The organism is Pseudomonas sp. WS 5146 (genome assembly GCF_012985495.1).
GTDB classification, from domain to species: Bacteria; Pseudomonadota; Gammaproteobacteria; order Pseudomonadales; family Pseudomonadaceae; genus Aquipseudomonas; species Aquipseudomonas edaphica.
Window position 1 is genome coordinate 589,980 of the sequence record NZ_JAAQWL010000001.1, and the last position, 18,595, is coordinate 608,574.

18 protein-coding genes are annotated in these 18,595 nt (G+C 59.2%); 6 read left to right on the forward strand and 12 right to left on the reverse strand.

Features of this window, described 5'->3' with window-relative positions:
• Nucleotides 1-118: 118 nt before the first annotated feature.
• The 3 genes from HBO41_RS02620 to HBO41_RS02630 are packed head-to-tail and all read right to left on the reverse strand — an operon-like array spanning nucleotide 119 to nucleotide 2,466.
• Nucleotides 119-1,465, reverse strand: a complete 1,347-nt coding sequence (locus tag HBO41_RS02620) for an ATP-binding protein (protein WP_169985046.1) — start codon at nucleotides 1,463-1,465, stop codon at nucleotides 119-121.
• Nucleotides 1,462-2,139, reverse strand: coding sequence for a response regulator (locus tag HBO41_RS02625; RefSeq protein ID WP_017138377.1), 678 nt, complete (start codon nucleotides 2,137-2,139; stop codon nucleotides 1,462-1,464). The genes HBO41_RS02620 and HBO41_RS02625 overlap by 4 nt, the downstream gene beginning before the upstream one ends.
• Before the next feature lie 18 nt (nucleotides 2,140-2,157).
• Nucleotides 2,158-2,466, reverse strand: coding sequence for a hypothetical protein (locus tag HBO41_RS02630; RefSeq protein ID WP_017138378.1), 309 nt, complete (start codon nucleotides 2,464-2,466; stop codon nucleotides 2,158-2,160).
• A 138-nt stretch (nucleotides 2,467-2,604) separates the two neighbouring features.
• Here HBO41_RS02630 and HBO41_RS02635 point away from each other — a divergent pair, with 138 nt between their 5' ends.
• Nucleotides 2,605-3,321 carry a 4'-phosphopantetheinyl transferase gene (locus HBO41_RS02635; protein WP_099548169.1) on the forward strand — a complete coding sequence of 239 codons (717 nt, stop codon included), beginning with the start codon at nucleotides 2,605-2,607 and terminating at the stop codon, nucleotides 3,319-3,321.
• 89 nt (nucleotides 3,322-3,410) lie between these two features.
• Here HBO41_RS02635 and HBO41_RS02640 read toward each other — a convergent pair whose 3' ends face one another.
• Nucleotides 3,411-5,021, reverse strand: coding sequence for an ATP-binding protein (locus HBO41_RS02640; RefSeq protein WP_169985048.1), 1,611 nt, complete (start codon nucleotides 5,019-5,021; stop codon nucleotides 3,411-3,413).
• Nucleotides 5,018-5,743, reverse strand: coding sequence for a response regulator (locus HBO41_RS02645; protein ID WP_099548170.1), 726 nt, complete (start codon nucleotides 5,741-5,743; stop codon nucleotides 5,018-5,020). The genes HBO41_RS02640 and HBO41_RS02645 overlap by 4 nt, the downstream gene beginning before the upstream one ends.
• 716 nt (nucleotides 5,744-6,459) lie before the next feature.
• On the opposite strand from HBO41_RS02645, the gene HBO41_RS02650 reads away from it, so the two are divergent.
• Complete coding sequence (locus tag HBO41_RS02650) at nucleotides 6,460-9,354, forward strand: ribonucleoside-diphosphate reductase subunit alpha (protein ID WP_099548171.1); 2,895 nt, start codon at nucleotides 6,460-6,462, stop codon at nucleotides 9,352-9,354.
• Between the two features lie 84 nt (nucleotides 9,355-9,438).
• Here HBO41_RS02650 and HBO41_RS02655 read toward each other — a convergent pair whose 3' ends face one another.
• From HBO41_RS02655 to flgB, 5 genes are all read right to left on the reverse strand, one after another.
• Nucleotides 9,439-10,539, reverse strand: coding sequence for a hypothetical protein (locus HBO41_RS02655; RefSeq protein ID WP_178110752.1), 1,101 nt, complete (start codon nucleotides 10,537-10,539; stop codon nucleotides 9,439-9,441).
• Between the two features lie 186 nt (nucleotides 10,540-10,725).
• Nucleotides 10,726-12,036 (reverse strand): flagellar hook protein FlgE, encoded by a 1,311-nt coding sequence (gene flgE, locus HBO41_RS02660; protein WP_017138383.1) that lies wholly within the window; start codon nucleotides 12,034-12,036, stop codon nucleotides 10,726-10,728.
• Nucleotides 12,037-12,067: 31 nt separating this feature from the next.
• Nucleotides 12,068-12,799: a flagellar hook assembly protein FlgD gene (gene flgD / locus HBO41_RS02665; protein ID WP_017138384.1), complete on the reverse strand. Its 732-nt coding sequence runs from the start codon at nucleotides 12,797-12,799 to the stop codon at nucleotides 12,068-12,070.
• A gap of 16 nt (nucleotides 12,800-12,815) precedes the next feature.
• Nucleotides 12,816-13,268 (reverse strand): flagellar basal body rod protein FlgC, encoded by a 453-nt coding sequence (gene flgC, locus HBO41_RS02670; RefSeq protein ID WP_017138385.1) that lies wholly within the window; start codon nucleotides 13,266-13,268, stop codon nucleotides 12,816-12,818.
• 3 nt (nucleotides 13,269-13,271) lie between these two features.
• A complete protein-coding gene (gene flgB, locus HBO41_RS02675; RefSeq protein WP_003214246.1) occupies nucleotides 13,272-13,679 on the reverse strand; it encodes a flagellar basal body rod protein FlgB in 408 nt (135 codons plus the stop codon).
• A gap of 325 nt (nucleotides 13,680-14,004) precedes the next feature.
• Between flgB and HBO41_RS02680 the strand changes: the two genes are divergently transcribed.
• Complete coding sequence (locus HBO41_RS02680; RefSeq protein WP_169985051.1) at nucleotides 14,005-14,784, forward strand: hypothetical protein; 780 nt, start codon at nucleotides 14,005-14,007, stop codon at nucleotides 14,782-14,784.
• Between the two features lie 89 nt (nucleotides 14,785-14,873).
• Here the strand turns inward: HBO41_RS02680 and cheR are convergent, their stop codons facing one another.
• Nucleotides 14,874-15,701 (reverse strand): protein-glutamate O-methyltransferase CheR, encoded by an 828-nt coding sequence (cheR, locus tag HBO41_RS02685; protein WP_017138387.1) that lies wholly within the window; start codon nucleotides 15,699-15,701, stop codon nucleotides 14,874-14,876.
• Between the two features lie 44 nt (nucleotides 15,702-15,745).
• Nucleotides 15,746-16,678 (reverse strand): chemotaxis protein CheV, encoded by a 933-nt coding sequence (locus tag HBO41_RS02690; RefSeq protein ID WP_017138388.1) that lies wholly within the window; start codon nucleotides 16,676-16,678, stop codon nucleotides 15,746-15,748.
• A 95-nt stretch (nucleotides 16,679-16,773) separates the two neighbouring features.
• On the opposite strand from HBO41_RS02690, the gene flgA reads away from it, so the two are divergent.
• The 3 genes from flgA (at nucleotide 16,774) to HBO41_RS02705 (ending at nucleotide 18,537) form a co-directional block, all read left to right on the forward strand.
• Nucleotides 16,774-17,532, forward strand: coding sequence for a flagellar basal body P-ring formation chaperone FlgA (gene flgA, locus HBO41_RS02695; protein ID WP_169985053.1), 759 nt, complete (start codon nucleotides 16,774-16,776; stop codon nucleotides 17,530-17,532).
• A 159-nt stretch (nucleotides 17,533-17,691) separates the two neighbouring features.
• On the forward strand, nucleotides 17,692-18,018 hold the full coding sequence (flgM, locus tag HBO41_RS02700; RefSeq protein WP_017138390.1) for a flagellar biosynthesis anti-sigma factor FlgM: 327 nt from the start codon (nucleotides 17,692-17,694) through the stop codon (nucleotides 18,016-18,018).
• 48 nt (nucleotides 18,019-18,066) lie between these two features.
• Nucleotides 18,067-18,537, forward strand: coding sequence for a flagella synthesis protein FlgN (locus tag HBO41_RS02705; RefSeq protein ID WP_017138391.1), 471 nt, complete (start codon nucleotides 18,067-18,069; stop codon nucleotides 18,535-18,537).
• Nucleotides 18,538-18,595 lie beyond the last annotated feature (58 nt).

The window sequence follows — 18,595 nt, forward strand, 5'->3', positions numbered from 1 at the left end:
GCAGTGCTTGGGCGGGCCTCATCGCGGGCAAGCCCGACTCCCACAGTTGATCGGATTCACACAATCAAAAAGGTGGGAGCTGGCTTGCCTGCGATGGGGCCTGTAAGGACAATAAAGATCAAGCCGCCGGAAAGTGAATCTTGAACGCCGCGCCACCCAAAGGCGAATCCCCAAGGGTCAACCGCGCGCTGTAGCTTTCAATGATGTCCTTGACCACCGCCAGGCCAATGCCCTGCCCCGGATGCTGGCGGTCCAGCCGCTCGCCCCTTTGCAGAATCCGCGCACGCTGATCGGGCGGTACGCCAGGGCCGTCATCTTCGATGCACAGCTCAGTGCCTTCAAGGTTCTCCGTCAGGCTGATGCGCACTTCACTCAGGCACAGGCGATAGGCGTTTTCCAGCAGGTTGCCAAGCATTTCCAGCAAGGCGCCCTTCTCGATCGGCACATCGCAATCGGGCGGCAATTCAAAGGTCACGGTCACGCGCTTGTCGCGGTAAACCTTGTCCAACGTGTCGCACAGGCTTTGCAACACCGGTTCCAGGCGCACCTGGTGCCGCACCAGGCCACTTTTACGCAGGCTGGCGCGCTGCAATTGGTAGCCGATCTGCTGGCTCATGCGTTCGATCTGCGATTGCAGCACCCAGGCCTGGCCGCGTTCTTCCGGGCGCTGGGCCATGTCTTCGCTCACGCCCTGCAACACCGCCAGCGGGGTTTTCAGGCTGTGGGCCAGGTCGTCGAGGGAATCGCGGTAGCGCGCCCGTTGCTCGCGTTCGCTGTGGAGCAAACGGTTGAGCGAGCCGGTCAGGCGCAACAGTTCACGTGGGTGTTCCTCGGTGAGGCTTTCGCGGGTGCCGCCTTCGATCTGGTCTAGCTCCTGGCTCAAGCGCCGCAAGGCTTGCAGGCCCCAGGTCAGGCCCAGCCACAACAGCGTCAACAATACGAGCAAGGCCGCGCCGAAGCCCAGGTAGAGGTTTTCCTGCAGGCCTTCGAGGGTCAGTTGGTATTCACGCACAGGTTGCAGCGCCACGATACTGAACGCCGCGCTCTTGCCGCCCAGCAACTTGACCTCGACGTCGTACACGAAAAACTCCTGGCCATTGGCTTCGCGAATCCGCGCAAATTCATTACCGCGCCCGTCGTAGCGCGGCTTGTAGTTGATGTTTTCTTCCTGGGTCGCCCGCGAGCGCCACACCAGATGCCCCTCACGGTCGTAGATGTAACCGAGCAGGCGACTGTCAGTGAGGTTGAAGCGTTCGTCCGGCAACTGCGCAGGCATCAGCAGGCGGTTGTTTTCGACCCGCGCGGCGGAAATCAGCGTGGTGACATCCGAGGCCAGGCGCTGCTCGATGGAATCCTGCAGCGCCAGGCTGAACGCGCCTTGCATGGCGGGCAACAAGCCCAGCATAAACAGCACGGCCAGGGTGGTGGCCGCGAGCATCAAGCGCACACGTAGCGAGCGAATCAACGGCAGCGCTCATTGAACAGGTAGCCCAGGCCACGCACGGTGTCGATCGGTTTGAACCCGGCCGGGCCTTCCAGCTTGCGGCGCAGGCGACCCACCAACACTTCGATCACGTTCGGATCCCGCTCGTCGTCATCAGGGTAGAGCTGTTCCATCAAGCGGTCTTTGGCGACCACCTGCTGATGGTGACGCATCAGGTATTCGAGAATCCGGTACTCGTAGGCCGTCAGCGCCAACGGTTGCTCATCCAGCGACGCCTGCTTGCGATTGAGGTCGAGCAGCAAAGGCCCGGCGACGATGGTCGACTGGGTGAACCCGCTGGAGCGGCGCAGCAAGGCGTTCATGCGCGCCTCCAGCTCTTCGAACTGGAACGGCTTGACCACGTAATCGTCGGCACCGGCAGCCAGGCCTTCGACCTTGTCTTGCCAGTTGCCGCGCGCGGTGAGGATCAGGATCGGGAAAGTCTTGGCCTGGCTGCGCAGTTGGCGGATCAGGTCCAGGCCGCCCATGCCGGGCAGGCCCAGGTCGATAATCGCCAGGTCATGGTTGAATTGGCCGGTCTGGTAAAGGGCTTCCTCGGCATTGGCCACGGCTTCGACCACGTGGCCGCTGTCGGTCAGGCGGGTGAACAGGTGATGACGCAGCAGCGCCTCATCTTCCACGACCAGCAATTTCATAAGGCTCTCCAAGGCGATTCAACTGTCCGACAGGGGGATATCATAGCGGCCCTGCAAGTCTTGCGGGCGCAGTTTAATGCCATTGTATTGGCCCGTCAGGTGTTCGTAGCCGGTGCGGTAGGCCGGTTGCGGCGTGGTCATGCCCAAAGACTGGCCCCACGGCGCCGCCTGGCCAGCCACCTCTTCGAAGCTCACACGCTGGATCAGGTTGCTGGATTTCCTGGTTTTCTCGCTGCCGAAAGCGGCAAACGCACCGTCCGAAGCCTGAACCCCGGCAGTGGCGCCGAGCATGCTCAAGGCGAGAATCAGCTTTTTGATCGCAGTCATGGGGCTTACCTCTACGCGTTTTGGCTGTTGAAGCCAGACTACGCAGGCGCCCCTGAACTCCCCCTGAACGGGCTCTGAACCAGGCCTGAACCGTTACGGACTATCCACCGGCGCGCCAACTGACGCAAAATACCGCGCATGACGCCTCTACCCGCTTGTTGCACCCCGCTCGATGCCCATTGGCCACTGCCCATCCCGCTGCCGGGCACGGTGTTCTTGAGCACGCGATTCGACCCGGCCTTGTTGCTCGCCGATGACTTCCAGCGCAGCGCCGTGCCGCCTCCGGCCAGCATCCAGCGCTCGGTGGCCAAACGCCAGGCGGAGTTCCTTGCCGGTCGCCTGTGCGCACGGGCGGCGTTGCAACAGCTTGATCAGCTCGATTGCGTACCGGCCATCGGTGACGACCGTGCGCCGGTATGGCCTGGGCATATCAGCGGTTCCATTACCCACAGCACCGGGCACGCGGCGGCCATTGTCGGGCACAAGGCGCAATGGCGCGGTTTGGGGATGGACCTCGAAAATCTGCTGTCACGGGAGCGAGCGGAACGTTTGGCGGGAGAGATTCTGACCGCCGACGAATTGCAGCGCATGTCACTGGGGCCGCGCGAGCAGAATGCCCTGCTGGTGACGCTGACGTTTTCGGTCAAGGAGAGCCTGTTCAAAGCGCTGTATCCGATTGTGCACAAGCGTTTCTACTTTGAGCACGCCGAGGTGCTTGAGTGGTCGCAGGCAGGCCATGTGCGGTTGCGGTTGCTGACGGAGCTGTCTGCTGAGTGGTGTTATGGCACTGAGTTGGAGGGGCAGTTTGCGGTGGAGGGGGAGCAGTTGTTGAGTCTGGTGGCTGTCGGCGCCTGATAGATCGCTATCGCGGGCAAGCCCGGCTCCCACCTTTGATGTGCGAATACATCCAAAATGTGGGAGCTGGCTTGCCTGCGATAGCGGTCTTAAGTCTTGTCCTGATCCCTGGGCCAACTCAAGCTGAAACACGCCCCACCCAGGTTGTTGCTCTTGCTGATCAACGCCCGCCCGCCGTGCCAATAGATAATCCGCCGCACAATCGACAAACCCAGGCCATGCCCGCCTGAAGCTCGCGTGCGACTATCGTCCAGACGCAAAAATGGCGTGAAAATCCGCTCCCAGGCGCTTTCCGGCACGCCCGGCCCGTCATCTTCCACATCGATGCGGCAACGCACCTGCCCCACTTGATAGCTGATCAGCACCCGGCCCTGGGCATGGCGCATGGCATTGCCCACCAGATTTTGCAGGGCGCGGTGCAAGTAGCGCGGCTCGGCGTCGACCCAGGCATCATCCCAGTGTGTCGAAGACAGGCAGATGCCACGGGCAACACTGACCTGCGGGCGCAGTGGCGATAATTCGCCGATCACCTGATCGAGCAAGGCGCTGAGGTCTACCCGCTGGAAATTCAGTTCCGGCGCGCCTTGCTCCAGGCGGGCGTAAGTGAGCATTTCGTCGACCAGGCCGTCGAGGTCCTGGATATCGCTGTCCATGCCGTCCATATATTTACGCCGCGCCTCTGGGGTGGCGGCGTCGCCGATCATCTCCAGGCCGAAACGCAGGCGCGCCACCGGGGTGCGCAATTCGTGGGAGACGGCGCGCACCAGTTCGCGCTGGATCGCCAGCAATTGCTGCAAGTGCTCGGCCATGCCATTAAAGGCGGCGGCCAAACGCCCCACCGAATCGGCGCCCCGGGCCGGTACGCGCACTTCCAGGTTGCCTTTGGCAATGCGCGTGGCCGCCGCCTCCAGGCCTTTGAGGCGGCGCTCAAGCTGGCGCACCAATAAATAGACGATCAAACCGATCAGCGTGAGGCTGATCAACGCGATCAGGATCAGCCACTGCGGCGGGTACGGGTTCATTTGATACAAGGGGCCGATTTCCAGCACCCACGGCGTGCCGACCATGCCGGCGAATACGCGGATGGAGTCGCCGCCCTTGCCCAGGGCCATCACCGTGTCGCCTTCCGCAACCCGGCGGCGCTGGTCATCATCCATATCCGCCTGATCCAGCGTCATCAGGTGCATCTCAAAGCCAAAGCCCTTGGCCTCTTTTATGTCCGCCAGGCGTTGCGGCTGCTCGGCCACCGGAAAACGCACCAGTTCGTCAGCCAACAGGTAAATCGTCGCACGCGCCAGCTGCTCGCTGATCTGCTGCACTTCACCGGTGAGCACAAGCTGCGACTGTTCACTGACCAGGCGCAGCACGCGCGCGGCATGCGGGCCGGTCTGCTCCACCAGCACCTGGCCACGCTGCAGGCGGTTGCGCTGGGTCAGGTCCAACTGCGCGTCCGCCAACGGACGCAGTTCCAGGGGAATGCCGAGCAAGCGCTCCCACACCGCCAGGGCGCGCTGGCGCTCGATCGCGCTCATCGGTTGCAGGTTGTCGCCCATCAGCGCAAAGGTGCCGTGGGCCAGGCGCTCACGGTACTGGCCGCTGCGCACTTCATTGAGCAGGTGCAGGGCCAGCACGCCAAGCAACGCCACCAGGATCAGCGCCGCGCACATGCCGCCGTAGATGCGCAGGAAGATCGAGTTCACAGCGGCATGTCGGCGGCAGCTTCGGGGACGAACAAGTAGCCTTTGCTGCGAATGGTTTTGATCAGGCGCGGGTGAATCGGGTCGTCGCCGATCTTGGGTCGAATACGCGAGATGCGCACATCAATGGAGCGGTCCTGGCCGTCGTAGCCAATCCCGCGCAAGGCAATAAAGATTTCTTCGCGGGACAGGATACGCCCGGCATTCGCCACCAGCAGCCACAGCAGGTCGAACTCGGCACTGGTCAGCTCGATGCCGCCCTCATGCAGCCAGGCTTCGCGCAGGGCGTTGTCCACCACCAGCGGGCCGAATTGCAGGCGCCGCTGGCTTTCCACGGCGGCGGGTAGTACCGGCTCGCTGCGCCGTAACAATGCCTGAATACGCGCCAGCAACAAGCGCGGGCGCACGGGTTTGCACACGTAGTCGTCGGCGCCCATGTCCAGGCCCTGCACCTGGTCCATGTCATCGGTGCGGGCGGTGAGCATCAGGATCACGCCGTCGTAGCGTTCGCGGACTTTGCGGCAGATGCTCAGGCCGTCTTCGCCGGGCAGCATCAGGTCGAGGATCACGAGGTCCGGTTGTTCGGCGACAATGCGCGCCGCCGCCTGGGCGCCGTCGCTCTCCACCGACACCTGCAAACCGTTGCTCTCCAGGTAATCACGGGTCAACTCGGCCAGTCGCTCGTCGTCCTCGACGATCAATATCTGCCAGGCTTCTTGCTCCATGCGCTACCTCGGTTCTCATTATTGTCATGTGCAGCAAACACACTGCTGCCTCTATATGAAGGCCGATTGTAGCCATGGGCCAACCCTTAAACACAAGCCGGGAAATCCATTCGGTGATCGCGTTTTTTTGTGATAGGGTTCGCGCCCTCAAAAAACCAACAGACGGTTTTTGCCTTGGAATATTCGGTGACAAACGGCGTAATCCAGCAGTACTGCGGCCTACACGGGTGTTCCACGTTTCATACACATTTTACCCACAGCGTTATCCACAGGTAGTGCGTTGCTAAGCCCCCCAAAACGCATTATCTTGTACCTCGGCGCTAAAAAAACCCTACATGTAGGGTTTTAAGCAAAAAACCAAACACAAATCAGACAAGAAACTCAAGCGCTTTCTTGCTCCTGTTTGGTTGAACCAAAGCATTTTTTAAAAGCCCAAACCGCGCACGCGGATGGCAACCGTTTTCCAGCCCGATTGGCAGAAAACGGTACGGGTGTTGCAGTGCTTGCAGCGAGCAACTGTCACCCGGCAGGAATACGGCCAAGGGCTCTTTCAAGCCCCGAACCGAAGACTTCGGCATGGAAGCGGCGCGAATAGCTCCCTTCCTCCTGTCCCGAAGTTGTTATGCCAGGCCCAGGCCTGTTGTAAGTGCTTCAGGACGGAACGGTGGGCACCGTGATGGTGCCCAAATAAATATAGAATGTGGAGACAACCCCCCATGCAAACCGACACAACTCGCGAGAACCCGCAAGGCTCCGTGCCGCAGGCCGCTGATTCGAACCTGGATCTGTCCGCCACTGCACCTGGCCAACTGCGTGTGATCAAGCGTAACGGCACTGTCGTTCCTTATACCGATGACAAAATCACCGTCGCCATCACCAAAGCGTTTCTTGCAGTTGAAGGCGGCACCGCTGCTGCCTCGTCGCGCATCCACGACACCGTTGCCCGCCTGACCGAACAGGTTACCGCGACCTTCAAACGTCGCATGCCGTCGGGCGGCACCATCCACATCGAAGAAATCCAGGACCAGGTCGAACTGGCCCTGATGCGTGCCGGCGAGCAGAAAGTGGCACGCGACTACGTGATCTACCGTGACGCCCGTTCCAAGGAACGTGCCGTGCGCTCCCCGGCTGAAGAATCGGCCGTGCAAGCTCACCCATCGATCCGCATCACCCTGGCCGACGGCAGCTTTGCTCCGCTGGACCTGGGCCGCCTGAACACCATCATCACCGAGGCCTGCGAAGGCCTGGAAGAAGTCGACGGTGACCTGATCCAGCGCGAAACCCTGAAGAACCTGTACGACGGCGTGGCCCTGACCGACGTCAACACCGCGCTGGTGATGACTGCCCGTACCCTGGTTGAGCGTGAGCCGAACTACTCGTTCGTGACCGCGCGCCTGCTGATGGACACCCTGCGTGCCGAAGGCCTGGGCTTCCTGGGCGTGGCCGACAGCGCCACCCACCACGAAATGGCTGACCTGTACGCCAAGGCCCTGCCGGCCTACATCGCCAAGGGTATCGAATTCGAATTGCTGAACCCGATCCTGGCCACCTTCGACCTTGAAAAACTCGGCAAGGCGATCAACCACGAGCGCGACCAGCAGTTCACCTACCTGGGCCTGCAAACCCTGTACGACCGTTACTTCATCCACAAGGACGGTATCCGCTTCGAATTGCCGCAAGTGTTCTTCATGCGTGTGGCCATGGGCCTGGCGATTGAAGAGAAGCAAAAAGAAGACCGCGCGATTGAGTTCTACAACCTGTTGTCGTCCTTCGACTACATGTCGTCGACCCCAACCCTGTTCAACGCCGGCACCCTGCGTCCACAGCTGTCGAGCTGCTACCTGACCACCGTGCCGGATGACCTGTCGGGCATCTACCACGCGATCCACGACAACGCCATGTTGTCCAAATTCGCCGGCGGCCTGGGTAACGACTGGACGCCGGTGCGTGCACTGGGTTCGTACATCAAGGGCACCAACGGCAAGTCCCAAGGCGTTGTACCGTTCCTCAAAGTAGTGAACGACACCGCTGTAGCCGTGAACCAGGGTGGCAAGCGCAAAGGCGCTGTATGTGCCTACCTGGAAACCTGGCACATGGACATTGAAGAGTTCATCGAGCTGCGCAAGAACACCGGTGATGACCGTCGTCGTACCCACGACATGAACACCGCCAACTGGATCCCTGACCTGTTCATGAAGCGCGTCTTCGATGACGGCCCGTGGACCCTGTTCTCGCCGTCCGAAGTGCCGGACCTGCACGACCTGACCGGCAAGGCCTTCGAAGAACGTTACGAGTACTACGAAGCCCTGTCCCAGTACCCAGGCAAGATCAAGCTGTTCAAGACCATCCAGGCCAAAGACCTGTGGCGCAAAATGCTGTCCATGCTGTTTGAAACCGGCCACCCATGGCTGACCTTCAAAGACCCGTGCAACCTGCGCAGCCCGCAGCAGCACGTGGGTGTGGTCCACAGCTCGAACCTGTGCACCGAGATCACCTTGAACACCAACAAGGACGAGATCGCCGTTTGCAACCTGGGCTCGATCAACCTGCCGAACCACATCGTCAACGGCAAGCTGGACACCGCCAAGCTGGAACGCACCGTCAACACCGCCGTTCGCATGCTCGATAACGTTATCGACATCAACTACTACTCGGTGCCACAGGCGCAGAACTCCAACTTCAAGCACCGTCCGGTCGGCCTGGGCATCATGGGCTTCCAGGACGCGCTGTACCTGCAGCACATTCCTTACGGTTCGGACGCTGCCGTCGAGTTCGCCGACAAGTCCATGGAAGCGGTCAGCTACTACGCGATCCAGGCTTCCTGCGACCTGGCCGACGAGCGCGGCGCCTACGAGACGTTCCAGGGCTCGCTGTGGTCCAAAGGCATCCTGCCGCTGGATTCGCAACAGATCCTGATTGAGCAGCGTGGCCAGAAGTACATCGACGTTGACCTGAACGAAACCCTGGACTGGGCGCCGGTACGTGCCCGTGTGCAGAAAGGCATTCGTAACTCCAACATCATGGCCATCGCACCGACCGCAACCATCGCCAACATCACTGGCGTGTCGCAGTCGATCGAACCGACCTACCAGAACCTGTATGTGAAATCGAACCTGTCGGGCGAATTCACCGTGATCAACCCGTACCTGGTTCGTGACCTCAAGGCCCGCGGCCTGTGGGACTCGGTCATGATCAACGACCTGAAGTACTACGACGGTTCGGTGCAGCAGATCGAGCGCATCCCGCAAGAACTCAAAGAGCTCTACGCGACCGCCTTCGAAGTGGACACCAAGTGGATCGTCGACGCCGCCAGTCGTCGCCAGAAGTGGATTGACCAGGCTCAGTCGCTGAACCTGTACATCGCCGGTGCATCGGGCAAGAAGCTCGACGTGACCTACCGCATGGCCTGGTACCGTGGCCTGAAAACCACTTACTACCTCCGTGCCCTGGCCGCGACCAGCACCGAGAAGTCGACCATCAACACCGGTAAGCTCAACGCTGTTTCCAGCGGCAACCACGGTGATGATTCGGTGCTGGCTGCTCCAGCCGGCCCGGCACCCGTGCCAAAGGCTTGCGCGATTGATGAGCCGGATTGCGAAGCTTGCCAATAAGCTGAGTGAGTCCCGGGCTTGAACGCCCGGGATGTAAAAAACCGATAAACCTGAATGCATTTGGGTTTATCGGTTTTTTTTGCGCTACACGAATGCGTAGGCGTTGCCTTCCTGGGGCCCTTCACCGCGCCCACCCCACAATTCAATGCGCCCGCCAATCACCGCCATTGAATGGTGGCCATAATCCACAACACCCAGCTTGCCACTTGCCAGCTCGGAACTCGAAGACCGCCTATAGAGGTCTTTCAGGCCAAGCCGGTCCAGCGCTTCCCAACCCATTTCGCCATTGTTCAAACTTTGCATCGCATGAGCGAAACTCTGTTTTGCAGCATTGGGGTTGTCATCGTAGCCATTGCCCTCCATTTGAGCCCGCTTGGCGCTCGCGGCATACATGAAGTTTGCGTCGGTAATCATGCCCGGATTATCGCCCTTGAACTGCGCGTAAGCGGCTGCATGCCTTAACTCACCCTTAGATAAAGTAAGCTCGAAACCGTCTCGCATTTTTACGTAGTAACCCCCTCCCGTCTCCTTCACATCCTTGAAGACGTCGGTAGGTTTTTGACCAAACTTCATCATCGCTCCCTTTATCGCGGAAACGGTGACGCAATTGCCGTCAGGGCCTTGGCTGAAACCACTCCAGATATTGTCCGGCTTTTTACCTGGGTTGCTTGCATCTGGCTTGTAGTTGAAATGCTTGGAACCGTCGGTAATCGGTAGATTACTCATGGGTTCGCTACCGCCGAAATTCTTCGGATTTACCCTGCCACCACCACCACCACCACCACCACCACCACCACCACCACCACCACCACCTGGTGACGGTCCAGGAGCTGGCGCTGGAGACGGCTCATCCGCAAATAAATCCGGAAACAGCCTCTTCAACAACGCGAGCAAATCGGTGGACGCGTCCTTCTTCAACTGCTCAAGGATCTCCTTGAACTTCTCCTCCCCCAGCGCTTTGCGCTTTTCATTGAGCTTGTCCCGCAAGTCCTGGGCGGTTTGGTTTTTGTTGCCCTTTTCGGCGTCATCCAGCTGTTTGAGCATTTGGGCGACGGTTTTTTTATCGGCCTCTATGTCATCCTTTTTTTCCTCTGTAGGGTTAGCGCCCCACAGGTTTTGCCCCGCGCCACTGACGTCATAACGCACACTTCCAGCCCCAGGGCCAGACACCGACAAATTCCACATACCCCGCCCCCTAAGATCCAGCACCTTTAAGTCCGATAAGTGGAAAGAACGGCGAGGTCGGTTCCACAAAGGCCTGTCAGCTCGCAACTGAGCAAAGGGTGGGAATGGTTGCTGATCCAAATAGCAGGCAAAAAAAAGCCCCTCGCTAGAGGGGCTTTCATTCACAGCAGTGTCAGGCCAACCGCATCAGGTCATCTGAATAATGGTCTGCATGATGGTGCTCTGGGTGGAGATGGTCTTGGCGTTCGCCTGGTAGTTGCTCTGGGCCTTGATCAGGTCCACCAGCTCGTTGGTCAGGTTGACGTTGGAGTTTTCCAGGGACTTGGACACGATCGAACCCAAGGTGCCGGATTGCGGGGCGTCATAACCCGGCTGGCCCGAGGCGAAGGTCTCTTTCCAAGTGGTGCCACCCGACGGCTGCAGCCCCTGTTCGTTGTTGAAGCTGGCCAGGGAGAGCTGACCGATGGCCTTGCTCTGCTGGTTGCTGAAGGTGGCGAACAGCACGCCGTTACCGTCGATATTCAGACCGGTGATCTGGCCGGTTGCGTAGCCATCGGTGACCGGTGGGTTACGGTAGGTGGCCGAGTTGTACTGGGTGATGTTGCCCATGTTGATGGCAATACCGCCAGGGTTGGCATTCGCGCCGTTTTTGGTCCACACGCCATTGGTCACTGTACCCGGCACCCAGCCAGTCAGCTGCAAGGTAGTGCTGGAGGTGCCCCCGGTGACAATCCCGGTGAGCTTGCCGGCACCGTCAAAGCTCAACGTCGATGCCACCGGTGGCGTCGAGCCTGTGCCGGTAGGCGCCGAACCGTCTGGGTTACGGCCGTCGATCAGGGTGTAGGACTTCCAGGTATTGGAATCCGTTTTGACCAGGTACTGCACCATCGGGTGCGCGTTACCCTGGGTGTCGTACAGCGTAGTGTTGTACTGGGTGCTGAACGAGCTGGACTCGGTTGGATCGAACGGGTGCGCCGCCTGATCGATCACCGGCGAGGAAGAGTTCAGGTTACTGGTGGAGTCCACTTTGGTGGACGCCTTGGGCGGCAGGTTCGACAGGTTCAATTGCAGGTCGGTCAGCGCGCCCTTGATGATGTTGCCATCGGCGTCCGCGGCGTAGCCTTGCAGGCGCGAGGTGCCGGTGTTGTTGGTGATGTAGCCGTCTTTGTCCGAACGGAAGGTGCCGCTACGGGTGTATTCCAGCGAACCGTCACTGCCCTTCTGCACGAAGAAGCCACCGCCCTGGATCGCCATGTCCAGCAAGCCGCCGGTGTTGTTGACGTCACCTTGGGTGAATTGCTGGGACACCGCCGCCAGGTTCACGCCGCTGCCGACACTGTTCTGGCCAGTGCCCAGTTTGGACGCCGCGTAGATGTCGGAAAACTCCGCACGGGACGATTTGAAACCGGTGGTCGCAACGTTGGCAATGTTGTTGCCCGTCACGTCCAGTTGTTTGTTGGCCGCATAGAGGCCGCTAAGGCCGATGTTAAAAGACATGTTTCTCTCCTTCTGCCGTATTTAGCCGGCTCTATGTACCGATAGTCTGAATTTGCGACAGCTTGACGCTGCCCATGCCGCCTGCAAGGTTGAGCAGCATTTCGCCGCCGGTCTTGCTCAACGTCACGCTGGTGACCGTTGCCGGCAGCGACGTCAACAGGGCAACCGAGTCGCCTTTGTCATTCTTGGTGCTGGCCGCGAAGGTATAAGTGCCGGCGGGGGCGACTTCACCTTTGTCGTTCTTGCCATCCCATATAAAGCTTGAATTGCCGGCGCTTTGGGCGCCCATGTCGATAGTGCGCACCACGTTGCCGTCTTTGTCGGTGATTTTTACCGAGACGTTACCTGTCGCTGCCGTCACCGCCACCGAGCCGGTCATGCTCTTGCTGGTATCAACCATGGCCTTGTCGGTCTGGGTGATGATCGAACGCCCGACCAGTGACGAGGCCTGCAACGCTTGCGAAGAGCTGAAGTTGCTGGAGATCGCATTCACCGAGTCGTTCAGGGTGTTGATGCCTTCCAGGCTGCTGAACTGCGCCAGCTGCGCCACGAACGCGCCGTTGTCTTGAGGCGACAGCGGATTCTGGTTTTTCAGCTGGGTCACCAGCAGTTGCAGGAACGCATCCTTGCCCAGCGCCTGGTTGCCCGTGGCCGCCTTGGCGGCACCATCAAGGCCGCTGTTGTCTGTGGCAGTCTTGACCTTGGAGTTGAACAGGTCCTGAACCGCCGTGTTGGGTGTAGAAGTGGTATCAACAATGGCCATTATTTGGCGCCCCTTATCACTGACCCAGGGTCAGGACCTTCTGCATCATGGTTTTGGCGGTGTTCATCATTTCCGCGTTGGTCTGGAACGAGCGGCTGGCGGAAATCATGTCGGCCATTTCCTCGACCACGTTGACGTTGGGGTAGTACACGTAACCCTTTTCGTTCGCGGCCGGATGGTTAGGCTCGTAGCGGGCTTCCAGGTTGCTCTGGTCTTCGACCACGCCGAGCACCTGCACGCCTTGGCCCGCCGCATCCTGGTTCTGGAACAGCGAATCACCGCTGCCGCTCTGGCCGGCCTGGCCACCCTGGAACATGGTGGCGAACACCGGGTGACGGGCGCGGTAGGTCTGGTCAATGCTCGAAGACACGGTCTCGGCGTTGGCGATGTTACTGGCGACGGTGTTCAAACGCGTGGTCTGCGCGCTCATGCCACTGCCGGCAATATTGAAAACACTGGCGAGGGACATGGCTTACTCTCCGCGCAGGGCTGACATCAGCCCTTTGAATTTGCTGTTAAGCAGGGTGAAGCTGGCCTGAAAGTTCACCGAGTTCTCGGCGTAGGCCGATTGCTCCAGCTGGGCGTCGACGGTGTTCTGATCGATCGACGGCTGCATCGGCGTGCGATACAGCAGCGACTCGTCACCATTGCCCAGGCCTTGCGCTTCGATATGACGGCTGTTGGTCATGTTCAAGGCAAAGGTGCCGTTCTTGGTCTTGTCCTGCTGTGCGGCGAGCACGGCGGAGAAGTCCAAATCCCGAGCCTTGTAGTTCGGGGTGTCGGCGTTGGCAATGTTGTTGGCCAGGACTTCGGCACGTTGGGCGCGAAAGCCCAGGGCTTGTTCGTGGATACCGAGCGCTTTATCGAAGCTGATGCTCATGGCGGAAACCTTTAGGCTGACCTGCTTTTCGTATCTGGGTTATAGCAAGGCCCATGCCAATTCGCCGAAGGCCCGTATTACAAGGGTTTGCGCAAGGTTTGCCGGCGGCAATGCCAGAAAAGCGGCAATGGGCTTCCGCGTGGCGCCAGTAAAGCGGCAATGGCGGTTGCCGCTTTTACACCCGGCGGCAATCCTTCAACAGGCTGCCCCAATGCGCCAGATACCTTGACCGCTCGTCTGCACTGTCATTTCTGACAGTTGTTGCACCTACGTCTTTGCGTGCCTCATCGGGTGACCCCCCACATGCATAAAGCAGAGGCACACCATGCTGACTATTCCCCCCCTCAGATTCGTCCTGCAGGACAACGCGCTACCCATTCCAAACCTCTCGACCAGACTGCTGATCGGCAATGCGGTTGAATTGGTTTGCCCCTTTGCCGTCATGCAGGGTGATTTCGTCAACGCAAATTTGATCGGCGAAAGAGGCAGAACGTACAACCTGAGCTTTGAGGTGGAGAAAGACGAGGCCGAGCTCAACTTTTTGACTCACCGTTCAATCATTGTCGGTAAGTCAGGCACCAATGTTGTTTTAATACTACGCGTTCGACGTGGCAGCGACGTGTACTTTGCGCCGAACGCAACCGTGTCCATCGATGCCGGCGGCATCGTTGTGCCTGTTCCTGGCACAGTGTGGGATTTCGCCGATGGCACCTTCCAGGGCTGGGTACCTCAGTCAGTTTATGCAGGCAGGGTGCTGCACATCGTCAACGGCAGCGTGGTCGTTGACCTGCCCAGCAGCCAGGTAACCAAGGCTCACATCATCACCCAACCCGTATCGGTCATCGCTGGGCGCATCTACGATGTCAGCTTTGACGTCCTGGGTGGTACAGCCGCCGGAGATGGCTCGACGCTGTACCTGACGGTTAACGGCAGCCGAATCGGCGCCAACGTACAAAACATAACCAACGCATCAACACAAACCGGAACCGGGACATTTACCGCAAGCAGTACCGGCACCGTGCATTTGGGTATTTTCAACGAGACCATCCCCAGCAGGAACCATCTTCTATTCTTGGGCAATATCCGAATGACACCCAAACCCTGACCACCGCCCGTAAAAAACTGGCGCTTGGCGCGCATGAAAAACGGGAAGCCTTTGCGGGGCTTCCCGTTTTTTTTATGCTCAAGCCACCTTTATTTGGCCTGATAAATGATCCCGGGGCTGCACTGCACCATCTGGTAATGATCCGGCAAGCCGTTGAGCGCTTCGGATGCACCCAGGAACAAATAACCACCACGCTTGAGCGTACCGTGAATGCGCAACAGGATGTCTTTCTTCACCTCTGCCGAGAAGTAGATCAACACATTGCGGCAGAACACCATGTCGAACTTGCCCAGGCTGGCATAGCTGTCGAGCAGGTTGAACGAGCGAAATTCCACCCGGCTCTTGATCGGCGCCTTGACCGCCCAGCGTCCTGCCCCTTTGGGGTCGAAGAAACGTTGCAAGCGTTCCTGGGACAAACCGCGGCCCAGGGCCAGGCTGTCGTACTCGCCGGTCTTGCAGTTGGTGAGCATGGTGCCGGACAAATCGGTGGCGACAATTTGCGCGCCGGCCTTCAATTGGCCCATGTTCGTGCGCTCGAACTCATCGATGGACATCGAGATCGAGTACGGCTCCTGCCCCGACGAACAGGCGGCCGACCAAATACGCAAGCGCTGGCCCGGACTGGCCTTGATGGCCTCCGGCAGCACTTTGTTCTTGAGCACTTCAAAGGGGTAAGTATCACGAAACCACAAGGTTTCGTTGGTGGTCATGGCATCCACCACCATTTCCTTGAGCCCGCTGCGCGGCTGGCCCTGGATGCGCTGGACCAACTCACCCAGGGATTTAATGCCCTGCTGTTCCATCAGTTTGTTGAGACGGCTGGATACCAGGTACTGCTTGTTTTCACCGAGCAATATGCCACAGGCTTTTTCCAGGAAGACCCGGAACTGTTCGAAATCCAAATTACCCGTAGACAATGATACCGCCTCTTAAATCGTGTGACCGCCAGGAGGAAATCCCCCTAGCCGTGATCTGCTGCCTTGATCCGGTCGACTACCCGGGATGCCAGGTCATCAGGGCGGAATTTGGCCAGGAAGTCATCAGCACCGACCTTCTTGACCATCGCCTGATTGAATACGCCCGACAAGGAAGTATGCAGGATGATATGCAATTTTTGCATGCGTGGATCGTTACGTATCTCGGCCGTGAGGGTATAGCCGTCCATTTCCGGCATTTCAATGTCGGAGATCATCATCAGGAACTCTTCTTCCGGCTTCTTGCCTTCGTCCACCAGTTTGCGCAGGTAATCCAGGGCTTGGCGACCATCGTTCAAGGCCACCACTTCCACGCCGACCGTTTGCAGGCAGCGGCTGACTTGCTTGCGCGCCACCGAGGAGTCATCCACCGTCAGCACACGCAGCGACACCGCCTTGTGTGCGGTTTCGGCGTCTACCACGCCAACCGAAATGGTTTCCGAGGTGGGTGCGACTTCGGCGAGGATCTTTTCCACGTCGATGATTTCGACCAACTGGTTGTCGACCCGCGTCACCGCCGTGAGGTAGTGATCGCGCCCGGTGCCCTTGGGCGGCGGATGGATCTCCTCCCAGTTCATATTGACGATGCGCTCCACCGAGCGCACCAGGAAACCCTGGGTCTTGGTGTTGTATTCGGTGATGATCACAAAGGGGCTTTCGCGGTCCTGCAACCCCGAGGAACCGGTGGCCATGGCCAGGTCGAGAATCGGGATGGTCGCGCCTCGGATATTCGCTACGCCGCAGACCACCGGGCTGGATTTAGGCAATATGGTCAGCTTGGGGCACTGCAGCACTTCCCGCACTTTAAACACATTGATGCCGTACAGCTGCTTGCCGTCCAGGCGGAAAAGCAACAGTTCCAGGCGATTCTGCCCTACCAGCTGTGTGCGCTGGTTTACTGAGTCCATTACTCCTGCCATGCCTTGACTCCTACGCTAAAACCTTTGGCTATACCTACAAGGGCAACGACGCTCACCCAACACTAAACGGCACGGGCTTTGCTATTTATTGGTCTATGAACCTTAAAACGACAGTTTTCCGACGCATCCCACGGTATCGCAGATTGCTCTGCGCAACGATAGCTTTGCTTGCCTTGGGCTCGGGCACCACGGCTCGCGCAGATAATGTCACCTTGCCTGATCTCCTTATCGGCGTCACCCAAGGCTTTCTTGAGTTCACTGTAGAAGATTATCTGGCGACCACCCAAACGCCGGGGCGTTACGAAATCCAGGTCAACCAACTGGACCCGCGCCTGCGCATGCCTATGTGCGACAAGGAATTGACGGCCAGCCTCGAAAGCCCGGCCCAGCCCATCGGCCGCGTGACGGTAAAAGTGCGCTGCGAGGGCGCCTCACCCTGGACCGTGTTTGTGCCGGCGCAGGTCAAACTGTTCCGCGATGTGGTTGTGGTCACACGCCCGCTCAAACGCACCGGCATCATTGGTTTTGAAGACGTGGCCCTGCGTGAACGCGACATCAGCCTGATCAATCAGGGCTACCTCACCGCTGTGGACCAAGCGATCGGGCAGAAACTGACCCGACCAATGGTCACCGACCAGGTCATTACGCTGGTGCATCTGGAACAGGCTGAGGTGATTCGCAAGGGCGACCAGGTGGTGATTTCCGCCAGCAGCGGCGGGCTGATGGTAAAAATGCCGGGGGAGGCGCTGTCCAACGGCGGGATGAGCGAGCAGATCCGGGTCAAGAACCTCAATTCCAACCGTGTGATCAAGGCGCAGGTGACCGCGCCGGGCCAGGTTGAGGTGGCGCTATAGAAGATCACCGCTGTGAGATCACTGGTGTGAAACCCCAGGTTTTCCTACACTGTGCGTGGGATGTCGACCTGTACAGGTTTATTGTCAATCGGGCCTAAAGTTTGTCCGGGTATGGCCGAAAACATGGCAAGCGTCCAAATACCCAGAGGTTTTTTTAACATGGTCATTGATTTCAGTCGTTTAAATAACACCCAGGCTTTGCCGGGCAATACGCGCACCAGCGGGGCAAAGGACGGCGTAGAAGCCAAGTCCCAGCCAGCACCTGCCGCCAAGGCAGAACAGGCCAGCGCCAGCCAGAGCGGGGAATCGGTACACCTGAGCAATGAGGCTCAACAGTTGCAGAAGGTCACTGACTCGCTGCGCGATCAACCGGTTGTCAATAAAGCCCGCGTGGCCGAATTGAAACAGGCAATCGCTGATGGCAGCTATAAGGTCGACAGCAACCGTGTAGCCAGCAAGCTGCTTAACTTCGAAGCCGAGCGCTAGGCAAAGGCCTGCGCAGGGCTTGTGGACGCTTAAAACCCAAGGCCAGCCATGCACCACGACGAACATTTGCTTGAACTGATCATTGATGATCTGGCGCCGACGCAACTTCTGCTCGAGCTGCTCAAAGAAGAATCCCTGGCCCTCTATGGCCGGGACATGCGCTTGCTGGAGGAAATCCTGGCGCGCAAACAGTCGCTGATCGTGCTGCTGGAGCAGCATGGCAAGAAGCGCAGCGAAATTCTCATCAGCCTGGGCCTGCCGGCTGATCATGATGGCCTGGCACAACTGGCCAGCCACTCCTCGGTAGGCGATCAGTTGCTGGCGCAGAGCACCGCACTCAATCAATTGCTGGCCCAGTGCCAGGAAGCCAACCTGCTCAACGGCCAGTCGATCCAGCTGCAGCAGGCTACGACCGCCAACCAGTTGCGCATACTCCACGGCGGAGAGCCTCCGGCGCTGTACAACGCCCAAGGGTCGACCTCGCGCCTGGTCAAGCCAAGCACCCGCAGCCAAGCCTGACACCGGTTTACAGCGCGCCCTATCCAAGGCGCGCTACATGCTGGCAAAATGCCGGTTC